This window comes from Mesorhizobium sp. J8, assembly GCF_016591715.1.
Classification (GTDB): domain Bacteria; phylum Pseudomonadota; class Alphaproteobacteria; order Rhizobiales; family Rhizobiaceae; genus Mesorhizobium.
On record NZ_AP024109.1, the window covers coordinates 4,636,575 to 4,659,029 of the forward strand.

At 65.7% G+C, this 22,455-nt stretch carries 21 protein-coding genes; 14 read left to right on the forward strand and 7 right to left on the reverse strand.

Annotated elements, in window-relative coordinates; all coding sequences use genetic code 11:
* Positions 1–44 precede the first annotated feature (44 nt).
* The 6 genes from MJ8_RS22210 to MJ8_RS22235 are packed head-to-tail and all read left to right on the forward strand — an operon-like array spanning position 45 to position 5,638.
* Positions 45–692 carry an ABC transporter ATP-binding protein gene (locus tag MJ8_RS22210; protein ID WP_263649706.1) on the forward strand — a complete coding sequence of 216 codons (648 nt, stop codon included), beginning with the start codon at positions 45–47 and terminating at the stop codon, positions 690–692.
* The gene (locus MJ8_RS22215) at positions 689–1,417 is read left to right on the forward strand and encodes an ABC transporter ATP-binding protein (protein ID WP_201410870.1); all 729 of its coding nucleotides are present in this window, start codon (positions 689–691) and stop codon (positions 1,415–1,417) included. The genes MJ8_RS22210 and MJ8_RS22215 overlap by 4 nt, the downstream gene beginning before the upstream one ends.
* On the forward strand, positions 1,414–2,310 hold the full coding sequence (locus MJ8_RS22220) for a branched-chain amino acid ABC transporter permease (RefSeq protein WP_201410871.1): 897 nt from the start codon (positions 1,414–1,416) through the stop codon (positions 2,308–2,310). The genes MJ8_RS22215 and MJ8_RS22220 overlap by 4 nt, the downstream gene beginning before the upstream one ends.
* Entirely contained in the window at positions 2,307–3,368 is a 1,062-nt protein-coding gene (locus MJ8_RS22225) for a branched-chain amino acid ABC transporter permease (RefSeq protein ID WP_225247988.1), read from the forward strand. Before MJ8_RS22220 ends, MJ8_RS22225 begins: the two co-directional genes overlap by 4 nt.
* Positions 3,369–3,370: 2 nt before the next feature.
* Complete coding sequence (locus MJ8_RS22230; protein WP_201415530.1) at positions 3,371–4,156, forward strand: coniferyl-alcohol dehydrogenase; 786 nt, start codon at positions 3,371–3,373, stop codon at positions 4,154–4,156.
* 36 nt (positions 4,157–4,192) lie between these two features.
* Complete coding sequence (locus MJ8_RS22235) at positions 4,193–5,638, forward strand: aldehyde dehydrogenase (protein WP_201410872.1); 1,446 nt, start codon at positions 4,193–4,195, stop codon at positions 5,636–5,638.
* A 167-nt stretch (positions 5,639–5,805) separates the two neighbouring features.
* On the opposite strand, the gene MJ8_RS22240 is transcribed toward MJ8_RS22235, so the two are convergent.
* From MJ8_RS22240 to MJ8_RS22260, 5 genes are all read right to left on the reverse strand, one after another.
* Positions 5,806–6,660: a sugar phosphate isomerase/epimerase family protein gene (locus MJ8_RS22240; protein ID WP_201410873.1), complete on the reverse strand. Its 855-nt coding sequence runs from the start codon at positions 6,658–6,660 to the stop codon at positions 5,806–5,808.
* A gap of 1 nt (position 6,661) precedes the next feature.
* A complete protein-coding gene (locus tag MJ8_RS22245; protein ID WP_201410874.1) occupies positions 6,662–7,438 on the reverse strand; it encodes an ATP-binding cassette domain-containing protein in 777 nt (258 codons plus the stop codon).
* On the reverse strand, positions 7,435–8,421 hold the full coding sequence (locus MJ8_RS22250) for an ABC transporter permease (protein ID WP_201410875.1): 987 nt from the start codon (positions 8,419–8,421) through the stop codon (positions 7,435–7,437). Before MJ8_RS22250 ends, MJ8_RS22245 begins: the two co-directional genes overlap by 4 nt.
* A 125-nt stretch (positions 8,422–8,546) precedes the next feature.
* On the reverse strand, positions 8,547–9,533 hold the full coding sequence (locus MJ8_RS22255) for a substrate-binding domain-containing protein (protein ID WP_225247989.1): 987 nt from the start codon (positions 9,531–9,533) through the stop codon (positions 8,547–8,549).
* Positions 9,534–9,593: 60 nt separating this feature from the next.
* Positions 9,594–10,670: a LacI family DNA-binding transcriptional regulator gene (locus MJ8_RS22260; RefSeq protein ID WP_201410876.1), complete on the reverse strand. Its 1,077-nt coding sequence runs from the start codon at positions 10,668–10,670 to the stop codon at positions 9,594–9,596.
* Between the two features lie 147 nt (positions 10,671–10,817).
* Between MJ8_RS22260 and MJ8_RS22265 the strand changes: the two genes are divergently transcribed.
* The 8 genes from MJ8_RS22265 (at position 10,818) to MJ8_RS22300 (ending at position 19,687) form a co-directional block, all read left to right on the forward strand.
* Positions 10,818–11,849: a hydroxyacid dehydrogenase gene (locus MJ8_RS22265; protein WP_201410877.1), complete on the forward strand. Its 1,032-nt coding sequence runs from the start codon at positions 10,818–10,820 to the stop codon at positions 11,847–11,849.
* 178 nt (positions 11,850–12,027) lie between these two features.
* Entirely contained in the window at positions 12,028–13,242 is a 1,215-nt protein-coding gene (locus MJ8_RS22270) for an ROK family transcriptional regulator (RefSeq protein ID WP_201410878.1), read from the forward strand.
* Complete coding sequence (locus tag MJ8_RS22275; RefSeq protein WP_201410879.1) at positions 13,239–14,492, forward strand: M20 family metallopeptidase; 1,254 nt, start codon at positions 13,239–13,241, stop codon at positions 14,490–14,492. Before MJ8_RS22270 ends, MJ8_RS22275 begins: the two co-directional genes overlap by 4 nt.
* A gap of 35 nt (positions 14,493–14,527) precedes the next feature.
* Positions 14,528–15,586: a substrate-binding domain-containing protein gene (locus MJ8_RS22280; protein ID WP_201410880.1), complete on the forward strand. Its 1,059-nt coding sequence runs from the start codon at positions 14,528–14,530 to the stop codon at positions 15,584–15,586.
* 64 nt (positions 15,587–15,650) lie between these two features.
* A complete protein-coding gene (locus MJ8_RS22285) occupies positions 15,651–16,712 on the forward strand; it encodes a substrate-binding domain-containing protein (RefSeq protein ID WP_225247990.1) in 1,062 nt (353 codons plus the stop codon).
* A 43-nt stretch (positions 16,713–16,755) separates the two neighbouring features.
* Positions 16,756–17,727 carry an ABC transporter permease gene (locus MJ8_RS22290; RefSeq protein ID WP_201410881.1) on the forward strand — a complete coding sequence of 324 codons (972 nt, stop codon included), beginning with the start codon at positions 16,756–16,758 and terminating at the stop codon, positions 17,725–17,727.
* A gap of 13 nt (positions 17,728–17,740) precedes the next feature.
* On the forward strand, positions 17,741–18,940 hold the full coding sequence (locus tag MJ8_RS22295) for an alanine racemase (RefSeq protein WP_201410882.1): 1,200 nt from the start codon (positions 17,741–17,743) through the stop codon (positions 18,938–18,940).
* Between the two features lie 9 nt (positions 18,941–18,949).
* Positions 18,950–19,687, forward strand: coding sequence for an ATP-binding cassette domain-containing protein (locus tag MJ8_RS22300; protein WP_201410883.1), 738 nt, complete (start codon positions 18,950–18,952; stop codon positions 19,685–19,687).
* A gap of 79 nt (positions 19,688–19,766) precedes the next feature.
* On the opposite strand, the gene otsB is transcribed toward MJ8_RS22300, so the two are convergent.
* Both otsB and MJ8_RS22310 read right to left on the reverse strand, forming a co-directional pair.
* Positions 19,767–20,549: a trehalose-phosphatase gene (otsB, locus tag MJ8_RS22305; protein ID WP_201410884.1), complete on the reverse strand. Its 783-nt coding sequence runs from the start codon at positions 20,547–20,549 to the stop codon at positions 19,767–19,769.
* On the reverse strand, positions 20,546–22,339 hold the full coding sequence (locus MJ8_RS22310) for an alpha,alpha-trehalose-phosphate synthase (UDP-forming) (RefSeq protein ID WP_201410885.1): 1,794 nt from the start codon (positions 22,337–22,339) through the stop codon (positions 20,546–20,548). The genes otsB and MJ8_RS22310 overlap by 4 nt, the downstream gene beginning before the upstream one ends.
* Positions 22,340–22,455 lie beyond the last annotated feature (116 nt).

A 22,455-nucleotide genomic window follows, 5' to 3' on the forward strand; every position in this document is an offset into this window, starting at 1 on the left:
AGCGCTTCGGCGCGCTTGTGGTGCTCGACGACATCGACTTCGCCATGGGCGCCGAGGAAGCGGTCGGCATCGTCGGCCCGAACGGCGCCGGCAAGACGACGCTGCTCAGCGTGCTCTCCGGCGCTTATCCGCCGAGCGCCGGAACCATCGCCTTCAAGGGCGATGACGTCACGGCGCTGCCGGCCACGCAGCGCTGCCGGCTGGGCCTGGTGCGCACCCATCAGGTGCCGAAACCCTTCGGCGGCATGACCGCCTTCGAGAATGTCTTCGTCGCCGCCTCGCACGGCGCCGGACTCGGCCGCGACGAGGCTTATGAGGAAGCGCTCGGCTCGCTGAAGCTCTGCGGCATGTTCAGTGTCGCTAACCGCCGCGCCGAGACGCTCGGCCTGCTCGACCGCAAGCGGCTGGAGCTCGCCCGCGCGCTCGCCGCGAAGCCGACGCTGCTTCTGCTCGACGAGATCGGCGGCGGCCTGACCGACGGCGAGGCGGGCGAGCTCGTCGAGACCATCCGCGAATTGCGCCGCCGCAGGATAGGCATCGTCTGGATCGAGCACATCGTCCACGTGCTCTTGCAAGTGGCCGAACGGCTGATCTGCATGGATGCCGGCAAGATCATCGCCGACGGCGAGCCGCAGGCGGTGATGGCCGACCCGCAGGTGATCAGCGCGTATCTCGGCGGAGGCCCGAAATGAGCCTGCTGTCGGTCGAGAATCTCGTTGTCCGCCATGGCCTGCTGCAGGCGGTGCGCGGCATCAGCTTCAGCCTCAAGCGTGGCGAGACGCTGGCGCTGGTCGGCGCCAACGGCGCGGGCAAGACGACGCTGCTGCGCGCAATCGCCGGCGCGCACCAGGCGGCCTCGGGCCGTGTGGTCTTCGACGGCAACGATCTCTCCGGCGTGCCTTCGCATGAACGCGTCCGCAAGGGCATCGCCCTGGTTCCCGAAGGCCGGCGGCTGTTCGTGCAGATGACGGTCGAGGAAAACCTTCTGCTTGGCCGCACTGCCAGCCGCCCCGGCGACTGGAGCGTCGAACGCGTGCTCGACACCTTCCCCAACTTGAAGCCGCGCCGCCATGCCAAGGCCGGGCATCTTTCCGGCGGCGAGCAGCAGGCGACCGCAATCGGCCGTGCGCTGATGAGCAATCCCGACCTGCTCTTGCTCGACGAGGTCTCGCTCGGCCTGTCGCCGCTGGTCGTCGACCGCGTCTATGCCTCTCTGCAGGGGCTGCTCGGCTCCGGCACGACGATCATCCTGGTCGAGCAGGACCTCAACCGCGCGCTCTCCGTCTCCAACAAGGTGATCTGCATGCTGGAGGGCCGGATCGTCCTTGCCGGCGACAGCAAGAGCGTGTCGCGCGACGAGGTGACCAAGGCCTATTTCGGTCTGCACCGGAAAGGCGCCGGAGGCGTGCCGGCATGATGAACCAGATCGTCCAGGGCGTCCTGCTCGGCGGCTATTACGCGCTGATCGCCTGCGGCCTCTCCTTCATGTTCTCGGTGATGCGCATCATCAACCTGGCGCATGGCAGCCTCGCCGTGCTATCGGCCTTCGCGCTGTGGCTGCTCGCCTCGCGCTTCCACATCTCGCCATTTCTGGGCCTGCTCGTCGTGCTGCCGCTGATGGCCGCGATTGGCTGGGCCTTGCAGCGCTTCCTGCTTGAGCGCAGCGCGCGCGGCGGCGCGCTGCTGCCGATCCTCACAACCTTCGGCCTCGCCATCGTCATCGACAATGTGCTGTTCGAACAGTTCGGCGCCGACACGCGCTCGCTGGCGCCCTTCATCGGCAGCCTGTCCTATGCTTCCTGGGAATGGCCGGGCAGCCTCTATGTCGGCAAGCTAGCGGTGATCATCTTCATCACCGCCGTCGTCCTGCTTGGTGGACTGCAGCTGTTCCTCACCCGCACCGGGTTAGGCCGCTCGATCCGCGCGACCTCGGAAGACCCTGATACCGCCGGCATTGTCGGTGTCGACGCGCGCCGCTCCATGGCAATAGCCGCAGCAATCGCCATGGTCACGGTCGGTCTCGCCGGCGCTTTCCTCGGCATGCGCGCCACCTTCGATCCCTATGCCGGCGCAACGCAACTTCTGTTCGCCTTCGAGGCGGCCGTCATCGGCGGTGCCGGCTCGCTCTGGGGAACGCTGATCGGCGGCATTGTGCTGGCGCTCGCCCAGACGCTCGGCGCCAGGATCCATCCGCAAGGTTTCCTCATCGGCGGCCACGTCGCTTTCCTGATCGTGCTGTTCATCCGGCTCTACACTTCCGGCCTCGGCCTGCACGGCTTGCTGCGCCTCTCCACGCGGAAAGCCTCATGAGCACCGCCTCCCCGGTCATCGAGCGCGGCACGGCCGCTTCGCGCACCGCCGGCATCGGCGTTTTGAGCATCATTCTGCTGCTCTCCATCGCGCCGCAATTCCTATCGGCCGGCGCGGTCGATCGCATGACGGCGCTGTTCATCTATGTGATCCTCGCCGCCATGTGGAATGCGCTGGCCGGTTTCGGCGGTCTGGTCTCGGTCGGCCAGCAGGTGTTCTTCGGCCTTGGCGCCTACTTCGCGATCCGCCTCGCCAATGCCGGGCTCAATCCATTCGTCTCGCTCTTCGTTTCGGCGGTCATCGTCGGCGCCGTGTCCTGGCCGATTTCGTTGTTCATGCTGCGCTTGAGGAACGGCGAGTTCGCCATCGGCATGTGGGTGATCGCGGCGCTCACCCACCTGCTCGTCAATCTCGACCGTCTGATCCAGGGCGAGACCGGCACGTCGCTGATCTCGCTCAACGTCTACGATGCATCGACACGCCGGCTGACCATTTATTGGCTGGCGTTGGCGTCGATGACCGCCCTGCTCGCGATCCTGTTCGGTCTGCTGCGCGGCAGCACCGGCGCCGCCATTCGCGCCATCCGTGACAATGAGGATGCGGCAGCCTCCGTCGGCGTGCGCGTCACCGGCACCAAGCGGCTGCTCTTCATGCTCGCCGCCTTCGGCATCGGCGTCGCCGGCGCGCTGTGGCTGGCGACCGCGATCACCTTCCAGCCGAAGACCTATTTCAACGTGCAGTGGACCGCTTACATGATTTTCATGGTGCTGGTCGGCGGCATCGGCACCTTCGAGGGCGCCATCCTCGGCGCGCTGCTCTTCTTCCTCATCGAGACCTGGTTCGGCGGCACCGGCGTCTGGTACCTGATTGGGCTCGGCGCCACGGCGCTGGTCTTCTCGCTGCTCTTGCCGCGCGGCCTCTGGGGCACGCTCGAAGAGCGTTTTGGTTGGCGCCTGTTGTCCGTAGGCTACCGAGTCAGGCTTCCCGCCGGGGTGGCGGATCCGACCGGCGAGACCATTTCACCAGCACCCACTGCTCCGCACAGGGAGAAGGCATGAGCATGCTGTTCGGCAAGACGATCCTCATCACCGGCGTCGCCTCGGGCATCGGCGCCCGCACGGCGGAACTCGCGGGCCAACTCGGCGGCGACGTCATCGGCGTCGACATGCGCGAGCCAGCCGGACATCAGGGCGCCTTCGTCAAGGCCGACATCTCGTCCAAAGCCGGCGTCGACGACCTCGTCGCGCGCTTGCCGCAGCGCATCGACGCGCTCTGCAACGTCGCCGGCCTTTCCGGCAATATGGGCGCGGCGCCGACGCTCGCCGTCAATTTCTACGGCCTGCGCGCGCTCTCGGAGGCGATGGCGCCAAGGCTTCGCGAAGGCGGCGCCATCGTCAATGTCGCCTCCATCGCGGGCTTCGGCTGGCGCGCCAATCTCAACCGCGCCGCCTCTATGGTCGGCGTCGAAGGCTTTCCCGATGTCGCCAGGGTGATTGCTGACCACGCGATCAAGAACGAGGAAGGCTATCCGGTCTCGAAGGAGCTTTTGCTCCTGTGGACCTTCCGCGCGGCGCATCAGGAGCCGTTCAAGAGCCGCGGTATCCGCATCAACGCGGTGAGCCCCGGCCCGGTCGAGACGCCGATCCTGAAACAGTTCCGTTCGGTCCTCGGCGACGCCAAGGTCGACAGCGATATCGCGCGCGTCGGCCGCGCCGGCACATCGGGCGACATCGCACCGGTCGTGCTGTTCCTGTGCTCGGACGGCGCGCGCTGGATCAACGGCGCCAACGTGCCGGTCGACGGCGGCCTCGAAGCGTCGATCAACGCGGAAGTGCTTGGCTTCTAATTTTGCAACGCTCCAGCGGGAGCGAGGGAGAAACCCATGGACATCGGACTTCTGATCGACGGCGACGAGCGGGCGGCGACCGGCAAAGCCTCCTACGAGCGCCTGGACCCCTTCACCGGCAAGCTCGCGACGCGCGCCGCTGCCGCAAGCATCGTCGACGCCAGCGCAGCCGCCGATGCGGCGGCCGCTGCTTTCGATGCCTGGTCAAAGACCGGGCCTGGCGAACGCCGGGCGCTGCTCTCGAAGGCGGCCGATGTGATGGCTTCGAAGGTTGGCGAGTTCACCAAGCTGATGATGGAAGAGACCGGCGCCACCGGACCCTGGGCCGGCTTCAACGTCATGCTGGCGTCCAACATGCTGCGCGAGGCGGCGGCGATGACCACGCAGATTTCCGGCGAGGTCATCCCCTCCGACAAGCCGGGTACGCTCGCCATGGCGATCCGTCAGCCGGCTGGTGTGTGCCTCGGCATCGCGCCGTGGAACGCGCCAGTCATCCTCGGCACCCGCGCACTCGCAATGCCGCTCGCCTGCGGCAACACGGTGGTGCTGAAGGCCTCCGAACTATGCCCCGGCACGCATCGCCTGATCGGTCAGGTGCTGGTCGAGGCCGGCCTGCCCAAGGGCGTCGTCAATGTCGTCACCAACGATCCGAAGGACGCGGCGGCAATCGTCGAGGCGCTGATCGCGCATCCGGCGGTGAAGCGCGTCAATTTCACCGGCTCGACCAAGGTCGGCCGCATCATCGCCGAGCTCTCCGGACGGCACCTCAAGCCCGCGCTGCTCGAGCTCGGCGGCAAGGCGCCACTGGTCGTGCTGGACGATGCCGACATCGACGCGGCCGTGAATGCCGCTGTTTTCGGTGCCTTCATGCATCAGGGCCAGATCTGCATGTCGACCGAGCGCCTGATCGTCGAGGAGACAATCGCCGACGAGTTCGTCGCCAAGCTCGCCGCGCGCGCCTCAAAACTGCCGGCCGGAGATCCGCGCGGCCATGTCGTTCTGGGCTCGCTGATCAGCAGCCAGGCGGCGGACAAGATGGAGGAGCTGATTGCCGACGCGACCGCGAAGGGTGCAACGCTCGCGGCCGGCGGCAAGCGGACAGGAACGGTGGTGGAAGCGACGCTCCTCGACCACGTGACGCCCGCCATGCGCGTCTATTCGGAAGAATCCTTCGGCCCGGTGAAGCCGGTCATCCGCGTGAAAGGCGAGGACGAGGCGGTGTGCGTCGCCAACGACACCGAATACGGCCTGTCGTCCGCCGTCTTCAGCCGCGACATCCGCCGTGCCATGGCCGTCGCCGCGCGCATCCAGGCCGGCATCTGCCACATCAACGGTCCGACCGTCCACGACGAGGCGCAGATGCCGTTCGGCGGCGTCAAGGGTTCGGGCTATGGCCGCTTCGGCGGCAAGGCCTCGATCGCCGAATTCACCGACCTGCGCTGGGTGACGATCGAGGACCCGGGCCAGCACTACCCGTTTTGATTGGCCGCTTCTTCCTTCTCCCCTGTGGGAGAAGGTGGATCGGCGCAGCGCCGAGACGCATGAGGGGTGTTCCAGCGGAGTGAGACGCTGGCGTTCCCTGGAGCACCCCTCATCCGACGTCGCTTCGCGAGGCCACCTTCCCCACAAGGGGGAAGCAAGAAATGCCCTCACCCCAGCGTCAGCCCGGCCTTCCTCGCCTCCTCGCGCAGGAACGGCAATCCGACCTCGATGACGTCGCGCGGATCCTCGGCCACAGGCCGCCACACGGCGAGCCCGCCGGCGATGTCGACATCGACATGGTTCATGCTTTCGAGCGTGATCGCGCCCTGATAGCCGATATCGGCGATCGCCTTCATGCAGGCTGCCCAGTTCAGCATGCCGCGCCCTGGCACGCCGCGATTGGCTTCCGACACGTGCACATAGCCTAGATAGGGCGCCGCCGCCTCGAAGCCGGCGGCAAAACTCTCTTCCTCGATATGCATGTGGTAGGTGTCGAGATGGATGAAGATGTTCTCGGCGCCCACCCGCTCGATGATGCGCGCCGCGTCGACGCCGCGGTTGATGAGATGTGTCTCGTAGCGGTTGCAGGGCTCGATGCCGAGCTTCAGGCTGCGCGACTTCGCCGATTTCGCCGCGCGTTCGAGAAAGCGGCACATGCCGTCGATCTCGCGCTGCGTCGGCGCACGTCCGGTGGTTTTGCCGATCGTGCCATAGGTGACACCGCCCAAAGCCTCGGCGCCGACCTCATTGCAGACCTTGAAGGCCGGCTGCAGGAAGTCGAGCGCCTCGTCGGGCCGCTCGACGACGTCGAGCGCGCGCGGCAGGCCGAGCGACGGGACAAGCTCGACGCCATAGTGGTTGGCGAAGCCGCGTGTGCGCTTGGTGTCGATCTCTTCGGGGCGCAGCAGCGGGATCTCCATCAGGCCGATGCCGAGCTCCTTCAGCCGGTCCATCTGCGGCTCGATGCGGGCGAGGTCCCAGACCGGAGCTATGGCGAAAGTGTGCAATCCGAAGGTATTCATATCAGCCTCGTTGCTCATGCGCCGCCGCGGCGGCAATGTCGCCGCCGCCGACGATGCGGCTGACGACTTCGTTCATATTGGTCCTGGCGGTGACGAGATCGGCGTCGGCCCTGCCGTGCCGCAGCACGACGATGCGGTCGGTGACCGACAGCACGTCGTTCAGCCGGTGCGAGATCAGGATGACGGCGATGCCTTCCGACTTCAGCCGCCGGATGAGGTCGAGCACGCTCTGCACCTCGCGCACGGCAAGGGCCGCCGTCGGCTCGTCCATGATGACGAGCTTCGGGTTGAAGGTGAGAGCGCGCGCGATCGCCACCGTCTGCTGCTGGCCGCCGGAAAACGAACCGACCGACCGGTTTATCGACGGGAGATGCGCGCCGAGCCGCTCGATCATCTTCGACGCCTGCCGATCCATCTCGCTTTTGTCGACGAAGCCGGGAAACAGGCCAAACAGGCGCTTCGTCGGTTCGCGCCCCAGGAAGATGTTGGAGGCCACATCCTGCTGCTTGGCCAGCGAAAGATCCTGGTAGATCATCTCGATGCCGAGGCGGCGGCGCTGGCCGGGGTCAAGGGCAAGAATGTCCTTGCCGTCGAACTCGATCGAGCCCGAGTCGGCGCGGTAGATGCCGGTGATGGTCTTCATCAGCGTCGACTTGCCGGCGCCATTGTCGCCGACCAGGCCGACCACCTCGCCGGAAGCGACCGAAAGATCGACGCCGTGCAAGACGTCGACCGCGCCGAAACTCTTGCGGATGCCGCGAAGCGAAAGCAGGGTCATACGCGCGACTCCTTCCGCACCTGGTACTGGTCGATGAAGACGGCGAGGATCAGCACCGCGCCGATCGCCATCTGCTGGTAGTAGGATTGCACGGCAAGCAGCGTCAGCCCGTTCTGCAGCACGCCCATGATCAGCGCGCCGATCATCGTGCCGAGGATCGAGGCGCGGCCGCCGAACAGGTTGGTCCCGCCGATGATCGCCGCCGTGATGGCGGTGAGCTCGTAGTTGATGCCGGCGGTCGGGTCGCCCGCGTTGACGCGAGCGGTGAAGAGCAGGCCCGCGAGCCCGGCCAGCGCGCCGGAGAGCGTATAGATGATGCGGCGGTGATGCTCGACCCGGATCCCCGCCGCGCGGGCAGCACCTTCGCTATCCCCCAGCGCCAGCGTGTGGCGGCCGAAGCGCGTATAGGCAAGCACCGCATGCGCGACGATCGCGGTGACCACGAAGATGATGACCGGCATTGGAATGCCGAAGGGCCTGCCCTGCCCGATATAGACGGTCTCCGGCGGCAGGCCGTAGATCGCCCTGCCCTGCGAGATGACCAGCGCCAGCCCGCGCGCCAGGCCCAGCATGCCGAGCGTGACGATGAAGGCCGGCACGAAGGCGCGGGTGACCAACTGCCCGTTGATGTAGCCGGCGATCCCGCCGGCCAGGATGCAGGCGATCACCGTCAGCACCGAGGGCCAGCCGAGATTGACGGCGACAAAGGCGCCTGCGACGCCGGCGAGGCCCATCACCGAGCCGAGCGACAGGTCGAGCCCGCCCGAGCCGATGACGAAGGTGGCGGCGATCGCCAGCACGCCGATCGTCGACGTCGCGAGCAGGATGTTGAGGAAATTGCTGAGCGACAGGAAGTAGGGCGACAGGAGCGCCATCGCCGTGCTCAGCGCCAGAAGCACCACCAGCGACTCCAGCCTGATGTGGAGCCTTTCGACGGATGCGCGCTGCACCCGAGCCCAGAAGCCGGGCTGTTCAGAAGCCATGTCTTTGCACCTTCGAGAGAGGGCAGTAAGGCAGTAGGCAATAGGGCTTAGGCAGTAGGGAATACCAGAGTGACCCGAGCGGCACGAACCTCTTACTTCCCTACTGCCTACCGCCTATTTCCTACTCACTTCACATATTGCAGCATCGGCTCCTTGCCGGCGTCGATCACGTCCTTGGTCAGCACCAGCGTCGGCACCGCGATGCTTTCCTCGACCTTCTCGCCGGCGAGCGCCTTCTTGACATTCTCGACCGCCTGCTTGCCGACGAGATAAGGAAGCTGCGCCACCGAGGCATTGAGGCGGCCTTCCTTGATCGACTTCACAGCATCGACATTGCCGTCGACGCCGATGATCGTCACCTGCGGGCCCTTGCCGGCCGCATAGACCGACTCCACCGCGCCAAGCGCCATGCCGTCATTGGCGCAGAAGATGGCGACGAGATCGGGATGCGCCGTCAGCGTATCGGTGGCGATCGAGGCGGCCTTGCCGCGATCCCAGTCGCCCGGCAGCGAGGCGACGATCTCGAGCCCCGGCGCCAGTTCTTTCAGCTTGTCGGCAAAGCCCTTGGCGCGCTTCTCGCCGGTGATGTTGCCGGAGAGGCCTTCGATGACCAGCACCGGACCCTTGGCGTCCTTGCCCAGCTTGTTGGCCAGATACTCCGCGCCCTGGGCGCCGGCGGCGATGTTGTCGGAGCCGATATGGAAGGTCACCTTGACGCCTTCCTTGTCGAGCACCGCCTGATCGAGATTGTTGTCGAGGTCGACGATCTTGATGCCGGCGTCCTGCGCCGACTTCAGGCAAGGCAGGAGATTGGTCGAGTTGATGGCGGCGGTGATCATCGCCACCGGCTTGCGCTCGAGCATCGTGTTGCACAGATTGAGCTGCGGCTCGGCCGCCTGGTCGCTCTCGGCCGCCTGCTGGAAATATTTCACACCGGCTTCCTTGGCGCCGTCCGCGACGCCCTGCGCCATCGCACCCCAGAACGGGTTGGCCAGCGTCTTCATCAGCACGCCATATTCCCCGTCCTCCGCCTTGGCGCCGACCGCGGAGAACGCAAGCGCGACGCCCACGGCAAGTGTAAATCGATTTATCTTCAAGAAACGCGATATCATTCGATCCTCCGTTGATCCTGGGCGCCGGATGCCTCGGCCAGGTCCGGCGCATGCTTCCGTTCACGACAATGGGGGCTGTTGTCGGTCTCCTCCCCCGGAATGCGGACCGCTGCCTGGCGAGCCAACGGATTCCCGCATCAACACCTGGCAGGGTTCGAGCCGCGCCATGGGTGGTCCCACGGCACCCTCGACCCTGCGAAACAAAAGGTTCATCGCCTCGCTGGCGATCTGCCGCACCGGCTGCACCACGGCCGCAATCGCCGGCCATGTCACCTGCATCCATTCGGCATCGTCGAAGCCGACGAGCGAGATGTCGTTCGGGCAGTGCCAGTCGCGCCGGCGGAATTCCGACAGCGCGACAAGTGTGCCTTTCAAGAGCAGCGAATAGACGGCGGTCGGCCGCTCGCCTCGCCCGAAATAGTCGCGCAGCGACGATCGCAGCGGCTCGACGCTGACCTCCGAGGTGATCACGTCGATACGGGTGGACGGGTCGAGCGCCAGCGCCTGGGTGCGAAAACCTTCCAGCCGAGCGCGCACGGTTGCCGCGCCTTCGGCGAGGCCGATGATCAGGATGTGCTTGTGGCCCTTGCCGACCAGCATCCGTGCAACCTCGGCGCTGGCGGCGGCGCTGTCGGCCGAAACAGTATCGAACGCGTCATCCGAGAGCACGCGATCAATCAGCACGCCGGTCATGCCGTTGGCTTTCATGAAGGCGGCGGCCGGCCCATGCTCGTTGCGCACCGGCGCCAGCACCACGCCGGCGACGCGCCAGTCATGCATGCGGGCAAGAATCTCTTTCTCGCGCGCCTCCGATTCACGGCTCGATGCGGCGACCAGCGTGTAGCCGCGCTGCTCGGCAAGGCCCTCCAGCTCGGTGACCATCTGCCCGAAGAACTCGCTTTCGAATTCCGGCATGATGGCGCCGATGATACGGCGTTTGGCCCTGCGCATGTCGGAAGCCAAAGGATCGACACGATAGCCCAGGCGCTCGACCGCGTCGAAGACGCGCTGCGCGTTTTCAGGTTTCACCGTGGTGACGCCGGCCAGCACCTTGGAGACGGTGGCCGCGGACACGCCAGCATGGCTCGCCACGTCGTGGATCGACGGACGCCGCTGCTGGGTTTCCCGTTGCGCCATTGACCTCCTCCCCGAGGACAGGCAGCCGATTTTCTGCCTCGCTACTCCAAGCGATAAATCGATTTTTCGTTCTTGTAAATCGTTTCATCGGTAGTAAGACTGGAAAGATGTAATTGACGCGATCCAAATGTGTCCCGGGAGGAAAACATGTCCGACAACGCGTTGCCGCTGGTGGTCAGCGCACCCGAACCGCGCACCCTCGACCTGATTTTCACGCCGCCGCAACTGGCGCTGTTTCGTAAGAAATATCGCATCGTCGAGACAACGCCGGAAGGCGTCGCAAAGTTGCCGCCGAATGTGCTGGCCGAAGCGCGCTACATCGTTGGCCAGCCGCCCATCGCCCCGGAAACGCTGCAGAAAATGACGGCGCTGCGCTGCATCTTCAATGTCGAGACCAACCTTCTCAACAACATGCCCTATGAGACGCTGTTCGCGCGCGGCATCCATGTCGTCACCACGGGCCTGGTCTTTGCCGAACCGGTAGCCGAGCTCGGCCTCGCGATGGCGCTCAATCTCGCGCGCAACATCGTCGACGCCGACCTCGCTTTCCGGCAGGGCGAGGAATTGTGGGGCGGCGACGGCAACCAGACGGCGCGGCTCCTGTCCGGCGCCGATGTCGGCATCATCGGATTCGGCGATCTCGGCCGTGCGCTCAACCGCCTGCTGACCGGCTTCCGCACCCGCACGAAGGTCTATGATCCATGGCTGCCGCCGTCGATCCTGATCGACAACGGCGTCGAGCCTGCTTCGCTGGACGAGGTGCTGTCGCAAAGCGATTTCGTCTTCGTCGTCGCTTCCGTCACCAGCGAGAACCAGGGCTTCCTCGGTGCCGACGCCTTTGCCAGGATGCGCAAGGGCGCCGCCTTCATCCTGCTCAGCCGCGCCGGCGTCGTCGATTTCCAGGCGCTGATGGAGGCGGTGAGGAGCGGCCACATCGTCGCCGCCAGCGACGTCTTCCCGGAAGAACCGCTGGCCAAGGACCATCCCGTCCGCCGCCTCCCCGGCTTCCTGCGTTCGGCCCACCGCGCCGGCGCGCTCGACATCGCCTTCAAGCGAATGGGCGACATGGTGCTGGAGGATATGGACCTCATCGACCGAGGCCTGCCGCCGCTGCGCTCCAAGCGCGCCGAACGCGAGACGGTCTCGCGGATGCGCTCCAAGCCGGTCGACAGGAATTAAGGCAACGAAACGCTTCGCGTGAATCGCGGAAGGCGAGGCGCTCAGGGTGCCTGGCCATGACTTGGCTCTTCCAGGCACGCCAACTGGAAAGCCGTATCAAACCAACGTTCAATAACGGATTGACAGCTTCGATCTGGCTCAATAAGTTCGGTGACAGAACGAATTAATCGAGCCGTATGTGAGCGACCTGCCGCGTATTTCCCGCCAATTCTCGCAGCGATCCGTCATGGAGGCGATCGTCCAGGGCGGGCCGATCTCGCGGGCCTCGATCTCCAAGCTCACGGGCCTGTCGAAGCAGACGATCTCGGAGATCGTGCGCGGGCTCGAGCAGGAAGGCTGGGTCCAGGAGACCGGCCGCACCAGCGGCCATGTCGGGCGCACGGCCGTCACCTATGAGCTCGTGCACGATGCCGCCTATATCATCGCCGTCGACCTCGGCGGCACCAAGGTACGGGTGGCGCTGACCGACCTCACCTGCCGGATCTTCGCCGAGGCGGCGACAGCGATCGATTCGCGCGGCGGCCAGTTCGTCATCGACCAGATCGCGGCCCTCGCCTTCCAGGCCGCCGCCCGGGAGCGCATCCCGCGCAAGAAGATCCGCCTTGCCGTCATCGGCGCGCCGGGGGCGCCGGACCCCACGACCGGCCGCATCCTGCTCGCGCCCAACATTGCCGGTTTCGACGCCATGAATGTGCTCGACGCGTTCGAGAAGGCGCTCGGCGTCGCGGTGATGATCGAGAATGACGTCAATCTCGCAGTGCTCGGCGAGAACTGGCTTGGCCGGGGCCAGGGCACCGACAATCTCGCCTATATCGCGCTTGGTACCGGCGTCGGCAGCGGCCTGATGCTGGGCGGCCATCTGGTGCGCGGCGCCACCCATGCCGCGGGCGAAATCGGCTTCATGCCGATCGGCGCCGATCCGTTCGCGGCGGAATCGCTGCGCACCGGCGCGTTCGAGCGGGCGGTGGCAACCCATGCGATAACCGAACGCTACAGATCCCTGACCGGCATCCAGGTCGCGGTTCCCGCGATCTTCGAGAATGCGGCTGCAGGCGACAAGGCAGCGCTTATCGTGCTCGACGAGACGGCGCGTTATCTGGCGCAAGGCATTGCGGCGATCGCCGCCGTCGCCAATCCCGAAAAAATCATACTGGGAGGTTCGATCGGCCTCAGGCCGGAGATCCTGTCGCGCGTCAAGGCCCTGATACCGCTGTGCTTCCCCTACCCGGTCACGGTCGAGGCCGGCGAGCTGGGCGCGCGGGCGGCACTCATCGGCGCGGCCGCCATCGGTCTCGGCCAGTTGCACAACACGCTGTTCGGCGTCGACGCGCCGGATGGCCGGATTTCGCTTCCCACCGCCCAGGCGGCTGCCTTGAAGGAGGTTGTGCTGTGACCAGCGATATCGTCACCAGGCTGCGCGCAGCTCTCGATACCGACCACGCGCTGGCGCTGTTCAGGGGCGCGATTGGCCGCGAAAGCATCACCGGCAACGAGGCGAATTTCGTCGGCTTCCTGGAAGAGAAGATGCGCGAGCTGGGACTGAGCGGCCTGAGCCGCGCGGATTTCCTGCCCGGCAGGCCGAACATCTGGGGCGAGCGCAAGGGTGCCGGCAACGGCAAGCGCCTGCTCTTCATCGGCCATACCGACACCGTTCATGTCGATGGCTGGCGCGAGCATTGGGCCGGGACCGAGCGGGAGGACCCGTTCGGCGCGCCCATCATCGACGGGGCGGTCTGGGGCCGCGGCTCCGGCGATCTGAAGGCCGGTATCACCGCTTCGCTGGCGGCGCTCTCGCTGCTCGACAAGGCCGGCATCCGCCTCAAGGGCGATGTGGCCTTCGCTTTCGTCGGCGACGAGGAGAGCGGCCAGCCCGGCACCGGCGTCTCCGCCGGCATCAAGCATTTCGTCGGCCGCATCGAGGCAGGCGCGGTCGCGGCGCCCGATTTCACCGTCTATGTCGAGCCGACGCGGCTTGCCGTCTATGCCGCGCAGATCGGCTTCTTCATCACCGACATCACGATCACCGGCAAGTCGGCCTATTTCGGCGTGCCCGAGCTTGGCAAGGATGCCTTGCGCGCCGCCCATGCCGCCATGACGGCGCTGTGGAACCATTCGGATGAGGTGGCGGCCCGCGCCGAGCACAAGCTCACCGGGCGCGGCTTCCTGCTGATCACCGGCCTCACCGGCGGCGGCTATATCGCCGTGCCCGAGCGATGCACGCTGTCGCTGATCCGCAAGCTCCTGCCGGGCGAGGACCTCGACAAAGCGGCCGCCGAGATCGAGGCCGCGGTGCGCGGCGCCATCACCGATCCCGAGATCACCGTGGAGTTCGCCTATCCGGCCGGCCGCGACCACCGGCTGGGCGGCACCGCCGCCGAGATCGATGAGAGGCGCGCCGAAGTCGCCCTGCTTTCTCAATCGATGGCGGGCGCCATGGGCGGGCGCGGCGTGATCGAGGGCGCGCCCTTCTGGTCGGAATCGTCTTTTTTCGTCAATCGGTTGGGCATTCCCGCCGTCTATTGCGCGCCGGGCGATATCCGCAACTGCCACACTTTCGAGGAGCACGTCGATGTCGAGGAATACCTCGCCGGCATCGTCGGCTTCGCAGCCTTCATGGCCCGCTATTGCGGCGTGGCCGACTGAGCGACCAACGAAGCAGAAAATGGGAGACTAAAAACATGCTGATGAAGAAATGGATTGCCGTCTTGGCCGGCGGATTGATGCTCGCCGCCGGCGCGGCTCACGCACAGACGGTCGGACCGCAGGGCGAGACCGCCACCCCGAGTTCCGGCCTGACGCTGAGCGATGCCGACATCGCGGCGCTGAAGGACAAGGGCTATAAGGCGGCCCTGTTGTGGCACACCTCTTCCGACTTCACCAATGCGGTGACCGCCGGCGCCACCGACGAGTTCGCCCGCGCCGGCATCTCGATCGCGGTCAAGACCGATGCGCAGTTCGACGCCGCCCGCCAGCGCAGCGACATCGAGACCGCGCTTGCCGCCAAGCCGAACGTCATCCTGGCCCTGCCGCTCGACCCCGTCACCTCCGCTGAGGCCTTCCGCCAAGCGGTCAAGGACGGCGTCAAGCTGGTGTTCCTGTCCAACCTGCCCAAGGATTACAAGCAAGGCACGGACTACGCCTCGATCGTCACCGACGATCTCTACCAGATGGGCAAGCAGGCGGCCGACGCCATGGCCAAGGCCATCGGCGGCAAGGGCAAGGTCGGCTACATCTTCCACGACGCCAACTATTACGTCACCAACCAGCGCGACCAGTCCTTCAAGAAGACTATCGAGAAGGACTACCCCGATATCAAGATCGTCGCCGAACAGGGCATTTCCGACCCCGCCCGCGCCGAAGAACTGGCCAATGCCATGCTGCTGCAGCATCCCGATCTCGACGGCATCTACGTGACCTGGGCCGAGCCGGCCGACGGCGTGCTTTCCGCGCTGCGCGGCGCCGGCAACACCCACACCAAGATCGTCACGCTCGACCTCGCCGAGCCTGTCGCGCTCGACATGGTCAAGGGCGGCAATGTCGCCGCACTTGTCGCCGACAAGGCCTATGAGCTCGGCCGCGCCATGGCCGCCTCCGGCATGAAGTCGCTGCTTGCCCAGCAGACGCCGGCCTTCGTCGTCGCGCCGGCGCTGACGGTGACCAAGGAGAACGTCTCCCAGGGCTGGAAGGATTCGCTCAACCGCGACGCGCCGCAGTCGGTGCTCGACGCGGCAAAGTGAAGCCGACGCCCCGGCCCGGCTTGCCGGGCCGGGGTTCTCTTCCTGAACAAAAAGGGGAACCGACATGCGCAAAGCATTTGGTATCATGACCGTATTGGCGAGCCTGTTCGCCGCTCACGCCTTCGCCGCCGAAGGCGTTACCACCGGCCCGAACGGCGAGAAGCCGGTTCCGGCGGCCTCGCTGACGCTGACGGCGGCGCAGGAGCAGCAGATCAAGGACGGCAAGTTCACCGCGGCCCTCGTCTGGCATGAGATGAGCGAGTACACCAACGCCGTCAACGCAGGCGCGCGCGACGAGTTCAAGCGTCTCGGCATCGAGGTGGTGGCACAGACCGACGCCGGTTTCGACGCCGCTCGCCAGAAGGCCGATGTCGAGACGGTGATGGCCAAGAAGCCGTCGATCATCCTGTCGCTGCCGGTCGACCCGGCGACCGCGGCTTCCGTCTACGATCCGGCCCGCCAGGCCGGCGTCAAGCTCGGCTTCGTCGACAATTGCCCGGCCGGCTACAAGCAGGGCACGGACTACGTCACGATCGTCTCCGACGACCTTTTCCAGATGGGCAACAAGGCCGGCATCGCCATGGCCGAGGCGCTCGGCAAGAAGGGCAAGGTCGGCTACATCTTCCACGACGCCGATTTCTACGTCACCAACCAGCGCGACGGCGCCTTCAAGAAGACCATCGAGCAGGACTACCCTGACATGAAGATCGCCGCCGAGGCCGGCATGGCCGATCCGGCGCGCAGCGAGGATATCGCGCAGGCGATGATCACCCAGCACCCGGACCTTGACGGCATCTATGTCACCTGGGCCGAGCCGGCGCTCAGCGTGCTCTCCGCGCTGCGCGCCGCCGGCAACACGCACACCAAGATCGTCACGCTCGACCTCAACGAACCGGCCGCGCTCGACATGGTCAAGGGCGGCAACATCGCCGCCCTCGTCGCCGACGAGGCCTATTCCATCGGCGTGACGCTGGCGCGCGCCTCGGCGGGTTCCCTGGTCGGCCTGAAGGCCGAGCCCTTCTACGCGGTCGATTCCATCGCCGTCACCAAGGAGACGGTGAAGGACGGCTGGAAGAAGTCGCTCAACAAGGATGTGCCCGCGACCATCGCGGACGCCATGAAGTAAACGGCGTGACAGGCTGCGAAGCACGCACCATCGGAGATCGAACATGACCAGCGCCAATACCGGCACCGAGGTGGGCAGCTTCGCCAGCCGCTTCAATCTGCAACAATATGTCGTCTATCTGGGCTTCCTGGCGATCTTCCTGTTCTTCGCCTTCATGCTGAGGGACAGCGGCTTCCTCACCGTCCGCAACCTCTCCAACATCGTGCTGCAGACGGCGCCGGTGACGATCATGGCGATAGGCCTCGTCTTCGTCATGTCGGCCGGCGAGATCGACCTTTCGATCGGCTCGATTGTTGCCGTATCGGCGCTCGCCGCCGCAGTCACCATCGCCTCCTACGGGATGGCGGCGGGTATCGTCGCCGGCTTGGGCGCCGGTATCCTGATCGGCCTCATCAACGGCGCGCTGGTTGCCTATGTCAGGCTGCCGTCCTTCCTGGTGACGCTGGCGACCATGGGCCTGTTCGCCGGCGTCTCGCGCTCGATGACCGATCTGCGCTCGATCTCGGTCACCAACGAGGCCTTCACCGGTTTCTTCGGCTCCGGTTCGCTGCTCGGCGTGCCGTCGCTGATCTGGTGGACGGTGATCGCCATCGCCGCCGGCCATCTCGTCTACCGCGAGACGCGTTTCGGCGCGCATGTGCTTGCGACCGGTGACAATGCCCGCGCTGCAAGCGTTTCAGGCATCAGCGTGCCGAAGATCAGGCTCGCCGTGCTCACCATCAGCGGGGGGCTCGCGGGGCTTGCCGGACTGCTCTACGCAGGCCGCCTGCAAGCGGCGAAATACACGCTTGGCGAGACGGATCTGATGACGGTCATCGCCGCCGTCATCGTCGGCGGCACGCTGCTCAATGGCGGCAAGGGCTCGATCGTCGGCGCCCTCGTCGGCTCGCTGATGATGGGCATGCTGAACAACGGGCTGATCCTGATGGGCCTTTCGGTATCCGACCAGATGATCGTGCGCGGCCTGATCATCCTCACCGCGGTCGCCGTGTCGCTGCGCGACAAATCCCGCTGAAGGAGCCCCTTCCATGTTTCTCGACGTTCTGCGCCGCCGCAACCCCGCTTTCATCGAAGCGGCGATCGGCCTGCACCAGCAGGGCAAGCTGCCGGCCAATGCCTATGTGCTCGATCTCGACACGGTCGAGCGCAATGCAAAGATCCTCAAGCAGGAAGCCGATCGGCTCGGCCTGAAGATCTTCGCCATGACCAAGCAGGTCGGCCGCTCGAGTTCCTTCTGCAAGGCGGTGACGCGCGGCGGCATCGAACGCGCGGTCGCCGTCGACATGGCCTGCGCGCGCGCCACGCACAAGGCTGGCATGAAGCTCGGCCATCTCGGCCATCTGCAGCAGATCGCGAAATTCGAAGCGGATGCGGCGGCAAGGACCTTCAAGCCGGACTACTGGACCGTCTTCAACGACATCAAGGCCGAGGAAGCCGGCAGGAGCGCCAAGGCGGCCGGCTATGTCCAGGACCTGCTTGCCCGCATCGCCGCCGAAGGCGACATTTTCTACCGCGGCCATGAAGGCGGCTTCGACGCCGGCGAGATTGTCGCCGTCGCCGACCGGCTCGATGCCGTTCCGGGCGGCCGCTTCTCCGGCATCACCACCTTCCCTGCCCTGCTCTTCGACCATGCCGCGCGAAAAGTGCTGCCGACACCCAATCTGGCGACGCTGAGCAAGGCGGCCGAGGCGCTCGCCAAGGCGGGTCGCAGCGGGATCGAAATCAATGCGCCGGGCACGACGTCGAGCGTCATGCTGGCCGCGCTGGCGCAAGCCGGCGCCACGCAATGCGAACCCGGCAACGGTCTGCACGGCACCACGGCGCTGCATGTCATGGAAGACCTGCCGGAGCTGCCTGCCGTGCTCTACCTCACCGAAGTGTCGCATCTGTCGGGCGGCAAGGCCTATTGCTTCGGCGGCGGCTTCTATATCGATCCGATCTTCCCGGACTATGACGTCAAGGCGATCGTCTCGGCCGAGCCGACCACCTCCGCGTCGGCGCTCAGGAGCGTCGAAGTGCCGCCGCCCTCGGCGATCGACTACTACGCCATGATCGACGCTGCCGGCGCCAACGCGCCGAGGCCTGGCGACAGCGCCGTCTTCGGCTTCCGCGGCCAGGCCTTCGTCACCCGCGCCTATGTCGCCGGCGTCTCCGGTATCTCGAAGGGCAAGCCGGTGGTCGAAACCATCGAGAACGGTTTCGGCGAGCCCTATGCCTGGCCGGTTTAGGAGTGAGAGATGAGCGCCCCCATCCTTCAGCTTCAGGACATCCGCAAGAACTTCGGCGGCCTCACCGCGATAGAGAATTTCTCGCTGGAGGTCTTTCCGGGCGAGATCGTCGCGCTTGTCGGAGACAACGGCGCCGGCAAGTCGACGCTGGTCAAGATCATCTCCGGCGTGCACACGCCCTCCTCCGGCACGATCACCATCGAGGGCAAGCCGGTGACGATGTCGAACGCCACCATGGGGCGCGCGCACGGCATCGAGGTGGTCTATCAGGATCTCGCTTTGGCCGACCAGCAGACCGTCTACATGAACATGTTCCTCGGCCGCGAGCCGCTGAACCGCTTCGGCCTGCTCGACCGCCGCCGCATGATCGCCGAGACGGAGAAACTGGTGAAGGAGCTCGACGTGCGCATCCCTTCTGCGCACGCCACCATCCGCGACCTCTCCGGCGGTCAGCGCCAGGGCGTCGCGATCGCCAGGGCGACGCACTGGGCGAGCAAGCTGATCCTGCTCGACGAGCCGACAGCCGCGCTCGGCGTCGCCGAAACGGCCAAGGTGGAAGCGATCGTTCAGTCGCTCAAGCAGCGCAATGTCGGCATCCTGATCATCAGCCACAGCCTCGACCAGGTGTTCAAGCTATCGGACCGCATCTGCGTCTTGAGGCGCGGCAAGCAGATCGGCGTGCGCGAGACCAGAAAGACCGACAAGAACGAGATCATCGCGATGATCACGGGACTGCAGCAGCAGTAGCCGGATAGAGCAATTCCAGGAAAAGTGCGCAGCGGTTTTCCGTCCGGAATTGCGTGGAAACAAAAGGTTGGCGCCTGGCTCAGGCGACGAGGTTGCGGCTGACCGTTGGCGCGGCGGGCTCGACGAAATTGGCTTTCAGCCAGGCCAGCGCGCTGGCGACATCCTCGATGGCGAAGCGGGCAGCCGTCTCGCCCTGCGGCTTGACGCGGATCGAGATCCCGCCGGCGGCATTGACCGTTTCGAAGCCGTTCTCGTCGGACGTGTCGTCGCCGAGGAACACCGGACGCCTGCCGGTGAAAGGATCGAGCTGCATGAAGCGCCGGATCGCGGCGCCCTTGGCGGCTTCGAGCGGCATCAGTTCGACTCCGGCATTGCCGGCGATCACGCGGTAGCCCTTCGGCAGCCGGCTGAGGGCCGCCTCTACCAGCTCCGTCGCCCGCGCCAGAAGCTGCGGCGCGGCTCTCGTGTGGATGGCGAGCACCGGCCCCTTGCGCTCGACATAGACGGCCTTGCTTGCCAGCTCCAGTTCGATCTCGTCGGCAAGTGCCGCCATATCCGCCGGCTCGTCCGCGGCCTCAATCGGCCCGTCCGGCACAAGTCTATGCTCCAGCCCGTAGAGGCCGGCGATCCGCAGTTTCAACGGGTCGAACAGATGGTCGACGGCTGCTATCGAGCGCCCGGTGATGAAGGCGAGCGCGCCGTCGAGTCGCTGCTCGATCCTCTCCAGGAGAAGGCGCAGCTCCTCGCTGACCGAGACGGCGTCGGGATGCGCCGCGTGCTCCAGCAACGTGCCGTCGATGTCGAGGAAAAGCGCCCAGCGGCCTTCGGGAAGCGCCGGGGTAAGGTCTGCCTGGATATTCATCGGAACCCGACTGCCTGCTTGCGTTCGAACATGGAGACGACATTGTCGCCGGTGGGGCCTGCCGGCCGGTCGTATAGAGCGGTGACCCTGTCGAGGTCGCCGCGTTTCCTCAGCCGCGCCGCGTCGAGCAGCATGCTGCCGGCCCAGCGATACACATTGTTGTCGCGCACGATCTCGCGCATGCGCCGCATGCGCTCGCGCTGCTCATCCGGCCCCATGTTAAGCGCCTGCAGCATCGCCTCGCTCATCATGGCCGCGTCGTAAGGATTGACGATCAGCGCCTCCAGCAGCTCGCGCGAGGCGCCGGCGAAGGTGCTGAGCAAAAGCACGCCCTGTTCGTCGTCGCGCGACGCGACGAACTCCTTGGCGACGAGGTTCATGCCGTCATGCAGGCTGGTGACCAGGCAGATGTCGGCGGCGCGATAGAGTTCATAGACCGCCGCCTGCGAATGATGCTCGGCCACCATGACGACCGGCCGGTAGGTTTCGCTGCCGTAGCGCTGGTTGAGCTTCTCGGCGCAGCGCAGACATTCCTCATGCAGCTGTCTGTAGGCTGGCAGCGTGCCCCGGCTCGGCGCCGCGACCTGCAGGAACACGACCTTGCCCACCATTTCGGGATGCCGAATGAACAGCTCCTCGAGCGCGTGGAAGCGATCGAGGATGCCCTTGGTGTAGTCGAGGCGCTCGACGCCTACGCACAGCTTGGCGCCGGCTGGGATCCTGAACCGCTTGCGCACGCGCAGCCGGCACTCCTCGACGCTGGGCAGCGCGTTCAGGAGCTCGACCGGCCATTCGATCGATATCGGATAGGAATGCACCAGCGTCACCTGGCCGCCGTAGGAAATGGCGGCATCGGCACGCTCGATACGGCTTTCCATGAAGCGGTCGACGCTCTCGGTGAAGTTGTTGGCGTGGAACTGGGTGTGGAAGCCCACGATCGAACTGCCAAGCAGGCCGTCCAGGATGCGTTCGCGCCAAGGACAGATGCTGAACACTTCCGAGTTCGGCCAGGGGATGTGCCAGAAGGTGATGACGATTGCCTCGGGCAGACGCTCGCGGATCATGCGCGGCAGAAGCGCGAAGTGATAGTCTTGCACGAGCACGATCGGCCGCTCGTTGCGAGCCTCGGCAACCACCGTCTCTGCGAATTTGCGGTTGACGGCTTCATAGGCCTCCCAGTCCGACTCGCGAAAGATCGGCCGCGTGAAGGCGATATGGCAGAGCGGCCACAGGCCCTCATTGGCAAAGCCCAGATAGTAGCCTTGGTACTCGTCGTCGCTCAACCAGACTCGCCGCAACGTATACGAGGGATGGCCAGGCGGCACCTGCACACGGTCGTTTCCGTCAACGACCGTCCGATCGGCGCTGCCGCCGCCATAGGCGATCCAGGTGCCGGCGCAGGCGCGTGTGATCGGCTCCAGCGCGGAAACCAACCCGCTCGCCGGCACGACAAGCTCGACGCCGCCATCCTTCGTCTCGTTGTGGATATAGGGTTCGCGATTGGAGACGACGATCACCTGCGCATCCGGCAGTTCGTCGGCTAGGATCTTGCGCAAGGTTTCCGGCGACCAGCTTACGAGAGCCGCATCGACGGACTGCCCGTTCTTCTCGAACTCGCGCAGCACCTTGCGCGCGGCTTCGGTGGCAAAATCGTCGCCGGAACCCGGCATGGCCGATGCCCTCGGATGATTGCGGCGGTATCGGGATATGGAAATGAAAATCGCTAGTGCGGACAAACCGAGGCTTGCGAGAATAAGGACCAGTAAAAGGTCGACGCCATATTGTGTCATTGAAATGCCAGGTTGCCTCCGGCCATCCATTCATTGTTTTTGTTGGTGCCGGCCGCGGACGGGCAAGCCGGGTCAAGTCTGGAACGCGCAAGCCTGCGATCAGTTCCGACATTTTC